Source organism: Aeromonas sp. ASNIH2 (assembly GCF_002934795.1).
GTDB lineage: Bacteria > Pseudomonadota > Gammaproteobacteria > Enterobacterales > Aeromonadaceae > Aeromonas > Aeromonas caviae.
Window position 1 is genome coordinate 4,360,490 of record NZ_CP026406.1, and the last position, 13,603, is coordinate 4,374,092.

Genomic DNA, 13,603 nt, shown 5'->3' on the forward strand with positions numbered 1-13,603 from the left:
TCGAGGTAGCAAAGACATGTGCGGTATTGTCGGTATAGTTGGCACCACCCCCGTCAATCAGGCCCTCTACGACGCCTTGACGGTGTTGCAGCACAGGGGACAGGATGCCGCCGGGATCGTGACCATTGACAGTGGAAACTTCCGGCAACGCAAGGCCAACGGTCTGGTGAAGGATGTGTTTGAAGTGCGCCACATGCAGCGCCTGAAAGGGAATATCGGCATCGGACACGTCCGTTATCCCACCGCAGGCAGCTCCAGTGCGGCAGAGGCGCAGCCGTTTTACGTGAACTCCCCCTACGGCATGGTGCTGGCCCACAACGGCAACCTCACCAACGCCAAGGAGCTCAAGGAGCAGCAGTTCAAGGTGGCCCGCCGCCACATCAACACCACCTCGGACTCCGAAGTGCTGTTGAACGTGCTGGCCCACGAGCTGGACTTGTGCGACAAGATGGCGCTGCGCCCGGAAGATATCTTCTCGGCGGTGCGCAAGGTGCACCAGCAGATCCGCGGCGCCTATGCCGTGGTCTCTCTGGTGATCGGCCACGGCCTCATCGGCTTTCGCGACCCCAACGGCATTCGCCCGCTGATCCTGGGTCGCCGGGTCGACGAGCAGGGGCAGGTGGAGTACATGCTCGCCTCCGAGAGCGTGGCCCTCGACGCCATCGGCTTCGAGACGGTGCGTGACGTCGCCCCGGGCGAGGCCATCTACATCACCGAGCAGGGCCAGCTCTTCTCCGAGCAGTGTGCGGAGAACCCGCAGATGAACCCCTGCATCTTCGAATACGTCTACTTCGCCCGCCCCGACTCCTTCATCGACAAGGTCTCCGTCTATGCCGCCCGCCTCAACATGGGTCGCAAGCTGGGCCAGAAGATCGCACGGGAGTGGGATGATCTCGACGTGGACGTGGTCATCCCCATCCCCGAGACCTCCTGCGACGTGGCGCTGGAAATCGCCCACACCCTGGGCCTGCCGTACCGTCAGGGCTTCGTGAAGAACCGCTACATCGGCCGTACCTTCATCATGCCGGGCCAGACCCAGCGCAAGAAGTCGGTGCGCCGCAAGCTCAACGCCATCAGCTCCGAATTCAAGGGCAAGAAGGTGTTGCTGGTGGACGACTCCATCGTGCGGGGCACCACCTCCGAGCAGATCATCCAGATGGCCCGTGAAGCGGGGGCCGACAAGGTCTACTTCGCCTCGGCCGCGCCGGAAATTCGCTTCCCCAACGTCTACGGCATCGACATGCCCACCGCCAACGAGCTCATTGCCCATGGCCGTGAAGTGGAAGAGGTGTGCAAGCTTATCGGTGCTGACGGCCTCATCTTCCAGGATCTGGAAGATCTGGAAGAGGCGGTGCGGGAGATCAACCCCGAGCTGCGCCACTTCGAGACCTCGGTCTTCAACGGCCACTACGTCACCTCCGACGTGGATCAGGGTTATCTGGACCACCTCAATGCCCTGCGCAGCGACGACAACAAGGCGGTGCGCGAGTGGCAGGAAGGGACCAGCAACCTCGAGATCTTCAACGAAGGCAGTTAAACGTTTTCAGATTGCCAGCGCGATGAAAAAAGATGGGGGCCTAGGCCCCCATCTTTTATTCGTACACTCGGCGCAGCGCCTGGACAACCCACACAAGGGTCCTCAGGCCAGATCCTCCCCGTTGCTCGCGATCACCTTCTTGTACCACCAGAACGACTTCTTGCGCCGGCGGGCCAGGGTGCCATGGCCGGCGTCGTCCCTGTCCACGTGGACGAAGCCGTAGCGCTTGCTCATCTCGCCGGTGGAGGCGGAGACGAGATCGATGCAGCCCCAGCTGGTGTACCCCATCAGGGGCACGCCGTCCTCGATGGCGTCCCCCATGGCCTCGATGTGGGCGCGCAGGTAGTCGATGCGGTAGTCGTCCTCTATCTCCCCTTGCTCGTTCACTTCGTCCACTGCCCCCAGGCCGTTTTCCACCAGGAAGAGGGGCTTCTGGTAGCGATCGTGCAAGGTGTTGAGGGTGATGCGAAGGCCCAGGGGGTCGATGCCCCAGCCCCACTCGCTCACCTCGATGTGGGGATTGCGCAGGGACTTGACCACGTTGGCCTCGCTGGTGTTGCCCGCATTCATGTCGGCGGCGGCGCAGCGGGAGGCGTAGTAGCTGAAGGAGACGAAATCTACTGTGTGCCTGAGGATCTCGTCATCTTCCGGCCCCTTCACCAGGGTGACCCCCTTGTCACGAAACACCCTCTGCGCATAGGCCGGATAGGCGCCCCTGGCTTGCACGTCGATGAAGAGGAGGTTCTCCCGATCTTTCTGGAGGGCGGTCCAGACGTCGGCGGGCTTGCAGGAGTAGGGGTAGAAGTTGCCCCCCGCCAGCATGCAGCCCACCTGGTTGGCCGGGTTCACCTCGTGGGCGATCCGGGTCGCCAGGGCGCTGGCCACCAGCTCGTGGTGGGCGGCCTGATACTTCACCTGATCCTGGTGCTCCCCTTGCTCGAACACCAGCCCCGCCCCGGAGAAGGGGCTGTGCAGCAGGATGTTGATCTCGTTGAAGGTGAGCCAGTGCTTCACCAGGCCGTCGAACTGCTCGAAGCAGGTGCGGGCGTAGCGGGTGAAAAACTCCACCATCTGGCGGTTGCGCCAGGAGCCGTACTCGGTCACCAGGTGCATGGGCACATCGAAGTGGCACAGGGTCACCAGGGGCTCGATGTTGTACTTTCTGCACTCCTCGAACACCGCGCGGTAGAAGGCGATGCCCTCGGCATTGGGCTCGCGCTCGTCCCCCCTGGGGTAGAGACGGGCCCAGGCGATGGAGGTGCGAAACACGGTGAAGCCCATCTCGGCCATCAGGGCGATGTCCTCCCGATAGCGGTGATAGAAATCGATGGCCCCGTGGCTTGGGTAGAACTCGTCATCTTGCAGGGTGATGCGCTTCTCCTGGCCGAGTTTGACCGCCATGCGGCGCGGGCCATGGGGGATCATGTCCACCGTGGTCAGCCCCTTGCCCCCCTCGAGATAGCCGCCCTCCGCCTGATTGGCGGCCAGGGCACCGCCCCAGAGAAAGCCCTCGGGAAATCTTGTTAACGACATCTGTTACCTCTTGTCATGTCTGAATGGGGTGTCACAGCCCGGCCTGCGCCTGGCTGGTGGCGACGGGTTGCACGGGCTCGGCGCGGGAGGCCGGGCTCTCGACCGGGATGTCCTCGAACCCCATCACCAGGGTCAGCACGAAGGAGAGCACCACCGAGAGGGCCATCACGCCGAACACCCAGGCGATGGTCATGGGGTTGGCCGGATCGAAGAACTGCACGCTGGTAAAGAGCCCGGGGGCGGCCATGGAGTGGCTGGCGAGCCCCGCCATGCCGGCGACGGCACCGCAGACAAAGCCGCTGATGAGGCTCGCGATGAGCGGACGCTTGAGGCGCAGGGCCACACCGTAGAGCGCGGGTTCGGAGATCCCCGCCATGATGGCGGAGGCAGCCGCCGCGAGCGCCGTCTGGCGCAGTTCCGGGTTACGGGTGCGCCAGGCCACCGCCAGGGACGAGCCGCCAAGAGAGAGATTGGCGCCGATTTCGGAGGGCATGACCATGCCTTCCTTGCCGGTCTCGGCGATGGTCTGGATGATGGTCGGGGTGAAGACGCGGTGCATGCCGGTCATCACCAGCAGGGGCCAGAGCGCCCCCATGATGGCCACCGACAGCCAGCCCAGGTAGTCGTGGACCGTGTAGACCAGGCCGGAGATGGCGGTGCCAATCCAGATGCCGACGGGGCCGATGAAGAGGATGGCGAGGGGGGCCGCGATCAGCACGATCAGCATGGGTTTGAGGAAGTTCTTGGTGACCGCCGGGGTGATGCGGTCGACCCAGCCCTCGATGTAGGAGAGGCACCAGGTCATCACCAGCGCCGGAATGACGGTGTAGGTGTATTTGACCGCGGTCACCGGGACCAGGGCGAAAGTCACCTGCTCCCCTTCGGCGGCTCTGGCCATCAGCTCGATGAAGCTGGGGTGCACCAGCACGCCTGCGATGGCGATGGCCAGGGACATGTTGGTCTTGAACTTGACGGCGGCGGAGGCGGCCACCATCAGGGGCAGGAAGAAGAAGGCCCCATCCCCGGCCACCGTGAGGATGGTGAGGGTCGAGGAGCCTTTCTCCAGCACGCCGGTCATCTCCAGCACCATGGCCAGCAGCTTGAGCATGGAGCCGCCGATGATGGCCGGGATGAGGGGGGACATGGTGCCGATCAGGGCGTCGAGGATGGCAGCGCCCATGCGGCGCAGGCTCCAGCCAGCGGAAGCCTCCGGAAGCGGAGTCTGCCCGCCGCCCTGGGGCAGCAGGGCCAGCACCTCGCGATAGGCGTGGGAGACGGTGTTGCCGATGATCACCTGACACTGGTTGTCCGCCTGCACCACCCCGAGCACGCCCGTGATGGCCTTGAGGGCAGGGCCATTGACCCGGGCGGGATCGCCGAGCACAAAGCGCAGCCGCGTCATGCAGTGGGTCACGGCGACGACGTTGTCGGCGCCGCCGAGTGCGGTGATGACGGTACCGGCCAGAGCCGCATAGTTTTTTGACATCGAGGTAGATCCTTTTCACCAAGTGGGCCTGCTCGCCCCCGCCGCCGCGAAGGGCGGGAACGCGCATGAAACTGAATGTGGAACCGGTTCCACATAGAGTGCGCGGCCTGAGCGCGGGAGACAAGCACCTTGTGCAGCGAGCGTCCGGATCCGTGAATGGGATCACTGAACCCGGGCCAGCACGCCATTCGTGCGACGACAAGCCGGGGGCGGTGCAGTACACTGCGCCCCGTGACGAGCAAGGGAGAACACAATGACGACGATGCTGGAGGTGGCAAGGCGGGCAGGGGTGTCGAAGGCGACGGTCTCCCGGGTGTTGTCGGGCAATGGTTACACCAGCCAGGAGACCCGGGACCGGGTGCAGCAGGCCATCGAGGAGTGCGGCTATCGCCCCAACCTGGTGGCGAGGCAGCTGGCGACCAGGCACACCCGGACCCTGGGACTGGTGGTCACCAACACCCTCTACCACGGCGTCTACTTCGGCGAGCTGCTCTCCCAGGTGGCGCGGATGACCGAGGATCGCGGGCGCCAGCTCATACTAGCGGACGGCAAGCACAGCGCCGACGAGGAGCGCCAGGCCATCCAGTATCTGCTCGATTCCCGTTGCGATGGCGTCATCATCTATCCGCGCTTTCTTGGGGTGGAGGAGATGGACGAGATCATCGAGCAGCATGAGCAGCCCATCATGGTGCTCAACCGGCGTCTGAGCCGCCATCCGGCCCACTGCGTCTATGCGGATCAGCAGGCGGCGGCGGAGGCGGTGATGGACAAGCTGGTGGCCATGGGGCACAGGGAGATCGCCTTCATTGCAGGCTCTGCGGATTCCCCCACCGGCGCCGAGCGCCTGGCCGGCTACCGGCAGGCGCTGATCCGGCACGGCATCCCCGTGCAGGAGACCTTGATCGCCCCCGGCAAATGGACCCCCGCCTGTGGCGCGGCCGCCGTCTCGACCTTGCTGGCGCGAGGCGCTCGCTTCAGCGCCCTGGTGGCCAGCAACGATGACATGGCGATCGGGGCCATCAAACGGCTGCACGAAGCCGGTGTGATGGTGCCTGACGAGGTTTCGGTGGTGGGGTTTGACGACATCCCCCTGGCCCCTTACGTCATTCCCGCGCTGTCGAGCGTCAAGATGCCGGTGAACGGGATGATCCAGGAGACCATCAACCGCCTGATCACCATGGTGGAGGAGGGGAGCCGGGACGCACTGCCCGCCTTCAGCGGCACCCTGATCCGCCGCGACTCCCTCAGGCGTCTGACGGGCTGAGCCATGATGGCGGTGGGCAGGCCGGGCGGGATCCGTTAGCATAGGCCCCCCGGCGCCAGGCGCCGCGTGTCGTATCAACAGATGAGAGTTCAGATGGATGACCTGTTAGCCCCCGTTCGCCAGTTCCTGCATTGCGAGACCCCGGATGAGTGGGTGGAAATGGCGCGGGATCCCGCCCAGTTGCAGACCCTGCTTATCGATCACGCCAACTGCGAGAACAAGGCGGCACTCACCGCCCACAGCCTGGTGCGCCGCTACTGCCTGCCCAAGGAGAAGCGTCACCTGTTGCCCAAGCTGACCTTCTACCGGGAGCTCGATGCCTTGCCGGAGAAGGCGGAGATCCTCGGCAAGCGCACCATGGGCGAATCAGACAGGAGCGTGTTTGCCGAGCTGGAGCGCAATCCCCTGCTGTTCCCCATGGTGCGCCTCATCCAGGAGGAGCTGCACCACTTCGAGCAGGTGCTGGAGATCATGGCCGCACGGGGCATCCCCTATGGTCCCGTCACCGCCTCCCGCTATGCCCGCAGCCTGCTGACCCATGTGCGCACCTACGAGCCGGCGGCCGTGGTGGACAAGATGATCATCGGTGCCTATATCGAAGCGCGATCCTGCGAGCGTTTTGCCAGGCTGGCCCCTCATCTGGACGAGGAGCTTGGCCGCTTCTATGTCTCCCTGCTGCGCTCGGAGGCGCGTCACTATCAGGTCTACCTGGCCCTGGCACAGACGTTCGCAGACGAAGACATCAGCGAGCGGGTGGCCTTCTTCGGTCGCCTGGAGGCCGAGCTCATCTGTTCGCCGGATCCGCAATTCCGGTTCCATAGCGGACTGCCTGTCAGATCTGACAGTTGTTGAGGTGACGGGGGCTGCCTACCATTCCCCTGTTCCTACTACGAGCGACGCAATCACTTTTTGAGCGCAATCCCCCGGCGACTGATGAGACATCAGGCCGGGTTTTTTTATGTCTGGCGCAAGGGGAAACGCGCCGCGGGATCAGCGGCGGTATTCGTTGTTGTAGTTCTGAATGAGGCGGCGGGTGACGTCGTGCTGGGGATCGGCGAAGACCCGCAAGGTCTTGCCGCGCTCCACCACACGGCCTTCGTGCATCACCAGCACCTCGTCGCTGATGTGGCTGACGATCCCCAGATCGTTGGCCACCAGCACATAGCTCAGCCCCATGGTCTCCTGCATCTCCAGCAGCAGGTTGATGATCTGGGAGCGTACCGAAATATCCAGGGTCGAGAGTGCCTCGTCAGCCACCACTATCTTGGGATTGAGGATGAGCGCCCGTGCCAGCCCCACTCGCTGCTGCTGGCCGGCGGAGAGCATCTGCGGATAGAAGAGGGCGTGGTCGGGCAGCATGCCCACCATGCGCAGGGTCTGGATCACCTTCTCCCGGCGCTCCTCCTCGCTCAGGGCCGTGTTGAGGCGAAGGGGGGTCTCCAGGATCTGGCCGACCCGGATTTTCCGGTTAAGGGAGGTGTTGGGGTCCTGGAAGATCATCCGCAGCAGCTTGCAGCGTGTCTGGTAATCGCCGTGGACCATGGGTTGCCCCTCGATGGTGATCTCCCCGCCGCTTGGTTCAATCATGCCGGCCAGAATGCGGGCAAGGGTGCTCTTGCCCGAGCCCGCCTCCCCGACGATGGCCAGGGTCTGGCCCACCTCGAGATCGAACGAGAGGGGCTTTATCGCCTCCACCGCGCGGCGCCTGAACAGGCCGGTGCGGTTCTGGTAGGTCTTGCACAGGCCCCTGACCTGCAACAGGGAAGGTTCGGTCACGACGTGGTCTCCTTGGGTGTGCTCGCCGGATAGAGGGGCTGACGGGGCGGGCAGGTGCCCCGGATCAGGGTCTGGTGCCGGTTCATTTCTTCGGTTCTTCCATGTTGAGCGGGAAGTGGCAACTGAACTGATGCCCCTTGACCTTGCTCATCAGCGGCGTCTGCACGCACTGCTTCTGGGCGTAGGGGCAGCGTGGGCCGAGGCGGCAGCCGATGGGCAGATGTTGCAGCGGCGGTATCACCCCGGGCAGGGTCTCGAGCCGGGACTTGTGGCGCACCAGCTTGTCAAAGTCGGGGATGGACTTGAGCAGGGCATCCGTATAGGGGTGGTGAGGGGATTCCAGGATCTGGTCCCGGGTCCCCACTTCCACCATCTGGCCGCAATACATGATGTTGAGGGTGTCGGTCAGGTTCGCGATGGCGGCGATGTCGTTGCTGATGATGAGGATGGTGGTATTGCCCAGCTTGTTCATCTTGTCCAGCAACCGCAGGATCTGGGAGTGGGTGGTGGACTCCATGGCGCTGGTGGGCTCGTCCGCCACCAGCAGGCGCGGCTGGTTGGCGATGGCCATTGCGATCATCACCTTCTGGCACATGCCGTCCGACAGTTCGTGGGGATAGGCCCGCATTACCTTGCGGTGATCCTTGACCCCAACCCGGTGCAGCAGGGCGATGGCCCGCTTCTTGCGCCACTGGAAACGCTGCCAGAACTTGCCGGTGAAGGCGCTGGTGGGGATGGCCTCTTCGAGCTGGGTGCCTATCTCCTCGGAGGGGTCGAGGCAGCTGATAGGGTCCTGGAAGATCATCGCTATCTCCCGCCCCATGATGCGGCGCCGCTCCTTGGGCGCCATGGTCAGCAGGTCCATGTCGTTGAAGCGCATCCGGTCGGCGCGCACCGTCCAGTTGTCCTTCTGGATGCCGACGATCACCTTGGCCACCAGGCTCTTGCCCGAGCCGGATTCCCCCACCAGCCCGCGGATCTCCCCCTCGTTCAGGGTTAGGCTGACTCTGTCCACCGCCTTGACCTTGCCCTGGGGGGTGTCGATTTCGATGGTGAGGTTGCGTATGTCGAGCAGGGGCATCAGCAACGTCCCCCGTTCAGGGCGCAGCCGGGTCGCTCAGGGCGTCCGGGGGCGGGGATAGATAACAAGGCTGGCAACATCAGTCGTTCCCCTCTTTGAGTGCTTCGCGAATGCCTTCGCCCACCAGGTTGGTCACCAGCACGCTGAACAGGATGGCCATCCCGGGCAGGGTCACCGTCCAGGGGGCCAGATAGATAAGATCGCTCGAGTCGGCCAGCATGGCACCCCACTCCGGCTGGGGAGACTGGGCCCCGAGACCGAGGAAGCCCACCGCCGAGATGTCCAGGATGGCGGCGGAGAGGGTGCGGGTGGTCTGGGTCACCAGGGTCTCGACGATGTTCGGCAAGATGGCCAGACGCATGATCCGCTGGGGCGGAGAGCCGTCGAGGCGGCTGGCGATGATGTACTCCTTCTGCATCTCGGCGTGGACCGCGTTGTAGGTGGCCCGGATGAAGGGCGGTATCAACGCGAGCGTGATGGCGATCAGGGTGTTGAACAGACCCGGCCCCAGGATGGCCACGACGATGATGGCCAGCAGCAGGGACGGGATGGAGAGCAGGGTATCGAGCAGGTGATGGAGCACGCTCGACTTCACCCCCTTGCTCATGCCACCGAGGATGCCGATGGCCGAGCCGATGACCAGCGCGATGAGCACCACCAGCAGGGCGTTGCCGAAGGTGAGTCTGGCCCCGGCCACCAGACGGGAGAGGATGTCGCGCCCCAGATCGTCGGTCCCCAGGAAGTAATCGATGTTGCCGCTGTTGGCCCAGGAGGGGGCGAGCAGCAGGTGGTTGCTGTGCTGATCGTCGATGCCGTAGGGGATTACCAGGGGACCGATGAGGGTCACCAGCAGCAGCAGACCGAAGCACCAGAGCCCCGCCATGGCCAGCGGGTTGCGCCGGTAGGAAGCCCAGGTCTGCTCCAGGGGGGAGAGGATCTTGAGCTCCGGATAGATGTTCGATTTATCGTGCATGATGCAGGCTCCCGTGCTGGTCGCAAGGGGATGGGCACGCCTGTGCGCCGGTGGCCCATGGGCCGCCGTGGCTCATCCACAGACCGCAATCAATCTTGTCTTGCATAGAGTTCTTTACGCCGTGCCGGATACATGATGGTGGTCAGCAGATCGGTGCTGACGCTGATGAAGATGACGAAGCTCGCCACCACCAGGAAGGCGCCGCGGATGGCGGCATAGTCCTGCAGCGCGATACTGCTCACCAGCCAGCGGCCGATGCCGGGCCAGTCGAACACCACCTCGGTGATCATGGCGGAGGTGAGCACACTGCCAAGTTGCAGCCCCAGCAGCGGCAACACCGGGGGCAGGGCGTTCTTGAGCCCGTGACGCCAGACGATCTGGCGGCGGGAAAGTCCGCGGCTGGCGGCAGCCTTGATGTAGTTCTGTTTCATCACGTCGATGAGGGAGCTGCGCACGTGGCGGATCACCTCGGTGGTGGGCACCACGGCCAGCACCAGGGAAGGCAGTACCAGATGGCGCAGGGCGTCGTGCAGGGCCGCCTCCCGCCAGGGCTCCTGGCTCATCAGCACATCGACGATGGCGATCCCGGTGATGGAGGGCACGTCGTAGAGCAGGCTGATCTGGCCAGAGGAGGGGAGCCAGCCAAGATCCAGGGAGAAGAACATCACCATCAGCAGCCCCAGCCAGAAGACCGGGATGGCATAGCCGACGAGGCCGGCGGCCATGATGGAGAGGTCCGGGCTGCGCCCCTGATAGAGTGCCGCGAGGGTGCCCAGGGGGATGCCCACCAGCAGCGAGATGGCGAAGGCGGCGAGGCAGAGGGTCAGGGTCGCCGGGAAGTAGTGACGGATCTCGTCGAGGACCGGCTGGCCGGAGACGCTGGAGAGCCCGAAATCCCCGGCGGCGATGCGCTGGAGGAAGTCAGGATAGCCGTGCCAGAAATCCAGCACCTGGTTGATGAGGCGAAACTCCAGGAGGTAGGCCCCCAGAGTCAGCACCAGGAGGGTGATCACCAGCAGGGTGATGCGGCGCAGGATATAGAAAAACATGCTTATGCCTCCTGGGGACGGTGCGCCGATGGCCCGACGATGGAGTGGTTATCTGTCATGGTCACTCCCGATGGGCCTGGTTGAAGGTGGTGCCGCCAAAGGGCATCAGGGTCAGCCCCTGAATGTCGCTGCGACTCACCTGGGTTCTCAGGGCATGGGCCAGGGGAATGAGCGGCAACTGCTCGTTGAGCAGGGACTGGGCATAGTAATAGTTGCGCAGGCGGAAGGCGAGCTGCGGGGTGGTCACCGCATCGTCCAGCAGCTGATCAAACGCCGGGCTGCACCAGCGGCTGTAGTTGTTGCCCCGCTCGACGGCGGCGCAGCTCAGCAACTGGCGGAAGAAGTTGTCCGGATCCGCGTTGTCGGCGATCCAGCCCGAAAGCAGGCTGTCATATTGTCCATGGGCGAGCCGGGTCTCGATGACCGGCCAGGCCTGCTGCACTATCTTGAGGCTCACCCCAATCTTGGCGAAATCGCTGCGCATCAGTTGCGCCGTCTTGAGGCCGTCCGGGTTGTAGGGACGGGCGCCGGGTTGCACCAGCACCTGCATCTCGAAGCCGTTGGGGTAGCCCGCGTCCTTGAGCAACTGGCGAGCGAGCTTGAGATCCGGCTTGCGCTGGGGCAGGGAGGGGTTGTAACCCCAGGAGAGGGGCGGCAGCAGGCTGGCGGCGCTCTGGCCGGTCTCGAAATAGACCGCCTGCAGCAGATTCTGCACATTGATGGCGCTGGCGAGGGCCTGGCGCACCTGCACCTTGTTGAAAGGGGCCTTGCGGGTATTGAGGGCGAGGAAGGCGACGTTCATCCCCGACTGCACCGACAGATCCAGGTGGGAGTCTTTGTCTATCACCGACAGCTGGCTGGCAGAGGGGGTGCTCATCACGTCGCACTCGCCGGTCAGCAGCTTGGCCAGGCGCTTGGAGGACTTGGGCGTGATGTCGTAGATGAGCTGCTCCATTCTGGCCTCGCCGCCCCAGTAGCCGGGGTGACGCAGGTAGCGCACGAACTCGTTGTGGCGATACTCCTTGAAGCTGAAGGGGCCGGTGCCGATGGGGCGGCTGTCCAGCAGCGCCGGGGTGCCGGCCTTTAGCATCTGCTCCCCGTACTCGGCGGAGAGCACGATGGCGTAGTCGCTGGCCAGGGTGGCGAGGAAGGAGGCATCGGGGCGGTTCAGCTCGAACACCACCTCATAGGGCCCCTTCTTGTAGACCCGCTTGATGAGGTTGCCGAGCCCCAGGCTGTAAAAATAGGGGTACTCGCCGCCGGAGACGGCGTGGAAGGGGTGGTGTTCGTCCAGCAGACGCTGCCAGGTGAACAGGACGTCGTCGGCATTGAAGTGACGGGTCGGGCTGAACCAGGGGGTTCGGTGGAAGGTCACTCCCTTGCGCAGGGTCAGGGTATAGGAGAGGCCGTCCTCGCTGCTTTGCCAGCGGGTGGCGAGCCCCCCTTCGATGCCGAGGGTGTTGGCATTGACCTCGAGCAGGCGATCGTAGATGGGACGTGCACTGGCATCCAGGGTCGCATCCGAATTGGCAAGCTGCGGGTTGAAGGTTCGGGGTGCCCCTTCGGCACAATAGATGAGCCCGGTTTTGGAGGCTTCATCGCGTTTCTGACAGCCGCTGACCAGGACCAGGAGACCAAGCAGCAGGGGGGTGAGCATTCTCATGTTGGAACCATGTTTTCAGACAAAGTTGCCCGCCAGGGGGCGGGCGCGTTGCGGGGGGCGGCCGGGCAGGCGCTCCCGTCAGGGGTGACGTGCGCCGCGTTATCCGCGCGCACAGACCCGGTGCCAGGCATCAGCCCGCCTCCTGGTTGCCACTGTTGTCATCCCCGTCCAGCAATTGATATTTGCGCAGCATCCCCCGGAACTGGTGATAGCTCAGGGCCAGCAACTGGGCTGCTTTGCGCTGATTATACTGGGATTGCTGCATCGCTTGCTTGAGTAAATTAATCTCGTACTCCGCCACCGCCCCTTTGAGATCCAGCGGCAGGGTCGGGGTCGGGGCCGTCTCTGCCGAGGTCGGCGCGTCGGAGGAAGGGGCGGCGTCACCTCGGGCACGGGGGCGCCAGGGGGAGTCAAAGGGATTGAGCACCAGATCCGCCAGCGGCAACTGGGGGTTGCCCTGGCGATAGAGACTGCGCTCCACCACGTTCTTGAGCTCCCGCACGTTGCCCGGCCAGGGGTAATCTTGCAGCAGCTGGGTCGCCTTGCGCGAGAAGCCGGCAAAGAGCGGATACCCCAGCTCCCGGGTCATGCCGTGGGCGAAGTGCTCCGCCAGCATTAGGATGTCCTCGCGCCGCTCCCGCAGGGGGGGCAGGGTGATGACGTCGAAGGCGAGCCGGTCCAGCAGGTCGTGACGAAACCGTCCTTTCTCTGCCAGTGCAGGCAGATCCTCGTTGGTGGCGCACACCAGCCGTACATCCACCTTGAGGGGCTTGGCACCGCCCACCCGCTCGAACTCCCCGTACTCGATGACCCGCAGCAGTTTTTCCTGCACCCGGGCGCTGGTGGTGGCTAGCTCGTCGAGGAACAGGGTGCCGCCGTCGGCCCGCTCGAAGCGCCCCTGATGACGCTTGGCGGCGCCAGTGAAAGAGCCCGCCTCGTGGCCGAACAGTTCGGTTTCCAGCAGGCTCTCGCTCAAGGTGGCGCAGTTGATGGTGACAAAGCTTTGATCCCAGCGATCCGAGAGATAATGTAGGCGGTGGGCGATGAGCTCCTTGCCGGTCCCCCGCTCGCCGATGATCAGCACGGGCTTGCGCAGCGGCGCGAGGCGCGATGCCTGCTCGATGATTTCTAGAAATGCGTTGGATTCACCCAACAGACTTTCCGTGGCCGTGGTCATCCCTGCCCCTGTGAGTTGAAAAATCTGGTTAATCTTACCAAAAGTTGGTTATTTTAATCATCAC

11 protein-coding genes are annotated in these 13,603 nt (G+C 64.1%); 3 read left to right on the forward strand and 8 right to left on the reverse strand.

The window, feature by feature from the left end:
* The first annotated feature begins 16 nt into the window (after positions 1 to 16).
* Positions 17 to 1,537 (forward strand): amidophosphoribosyltransferase, encoded by a 1,521-nt coding sequence (gene purF / locus C3F36_RS20800; protein WP_069785463.1) that lies wholly within the window; start codon positions 17 to 19, stop codon positions 1,535 to 1,537.
* A 102-nt stretch (positions 1,538 to 1,639) separates the two neighbouring features.
* Here purF and C3F36_RS20805 read toward each other — a convergent pair whose 3' ends face one another.
* Entirely contained in the window at positions 1,640 to 3,070 is a 1,431-nt protein-coding gene (locus tag C3F36_RS20805; RefSeq protein WP_069785464.1) for a 6-phospho-beta-glucosidase, read from the reverse strand.
* 31 nt (positions 3,071 to 3,101) lie between these two features.
* Positions 3,102 to 4,556 carry a PTS cellobiose/arbutin/salicin transporter subunit IIBC gene (gene ascF, locus C3F36_RS20810; RefSeq protein WP_104455837.1) on the reverse strand — a complete coding sequence of 485 codons (1,455 nt, stop codon included), beginning with the start codon at positions 4,554 to 4,556 and terminating at the stop codon, positions 3,102 to 3,104.
* Positions 4,557 to 4,809: 253 nt separating this feature from the next.
* On the opposite strand from ascF, the gene C3F36_RS20815 reads away from it, so the two are divergent.
* Both C3F36_RS20815 and miaE read left to right on the forward strand, forming a co-directional pair.
* A complete protein-coding gene (locus tag C3F36_RS20815) occupies positions 4,810 to 5,820 on the forward strand; it encodes a LacI family DNA-binding transcriptional regulator (RefSeq protein ID WP_029314441.1) in 1,011 nt (336 codons plus the stop codon).
* A gap of 93 nt (positions 5,821 to 5,913) precedes the next feature.
* The gene (gene miaE, locus C3F36_RS20820) at positions 5,914 to 6,672 is read left to right on the forward strand and encodes a tRNA isopentenyl-2-thiomethyl-A-37 hydroxylase MiaE (protein ID WP_104455838.1); all 759 of its coding nucleotides are present in this window, start codon (positions 5,914 to 5,916) and stop codon (positions 6,670 to 6,672) included.
* A gap of 138 nt (positions 6,673 to 6,810) precedes the next feature.
* Here miaE and C3F36_RS20825 read toward each other — a convergent pair whose 3' ends face one another.
* The 6 genes from C3F36_RS20825 to pspF all read right to left on the reverse strand — a co-directional run bounded on the left by C3F36_RS20825 (position 6,811) and on the right by pspF (position 13,539).
* Positions 6,811 to 7,596 (reverse strand): peptide ABC transporter ATP-binding protein, encoded by a 786-nt coding sequence (locus tag C3F36_RS20825; protein ID WP_010674528.1) that lies wholly within the window; start codon positions 7,594 to 7,596, stop codon positions 6,811 to 6,813.
* Positions 7,597 to 7,678: 82 nt separating this feature from the next.
* On the reverse strand, positions 7,679 to 8,677 hold the full coding sequence (locus C3F36_RS20830) for a peptide ABC transporter ATP-binding protein (protein WP_010674529.1): 999 nt from the start codon (positions 8,675 to 8,677) through the stop codon (positions 7,679 to 7,681).
* A 79-nt stretch (positions 8,678 to 8,756) separates the two neighbouring features.
* Positions 8,757 to 9,650: an ABC transporter permease subunit gene (locus tag C3F36_RS20835; protein ID WP_010674530.1), complete on the reverse strand. Its 894-nt coding sequence runs from the start codon at positions 9,648 to 9,650 to the stop codon at positions 8,757 to 8,759.
* A gap of 89 nt (positions 9,651 to 9,739) precedes the next feature.
* Positions 9,740 to 10,699: an ABC transporter permease gene (locus tag C3F36_RS20840; RefSeq protein WP_104455839.1), complete on the reverse strand. Its 960-nt coding sequence runs from the start codon at positions 10,697 to 10,699 to the stop codon at positions 9,740 to 9,742.
* Between the two features lie 61 nt (positions 10,700 to 10,760).
* Positions 10,761 to 12,356 (reverse strand): ABC transporter substrate-binding protein SapA, encoded by a 1,596-nt coding sequence (sapA, locus tag C3F36_RS20845; RefSeq protein WP_010674532.1) that lies wholly within the window; start codon positions 12,354 to 12,356, stop codon positions 10,761 to 10,763.
* A gap of 136 nt (positions 12,357 to 12,492) precedes the next feature.
* Positions 12,493 to 13,539 carry a phage shock protein operon transcriptional activator gene (pspF, locus tag C3F36_RS20850; RefSeq protein ID WP_052815253.1) on the reverse strand — a complete coding sequence of 349 codons (1,047 nt, stop codon included), beginning with the start codon at positions 13,537 to 13,539 and terminating at the stop codon, positions 12,493 to 12,495.
* Positions 13,540 to 13,603: the final 64 nt, after the last annotated feature.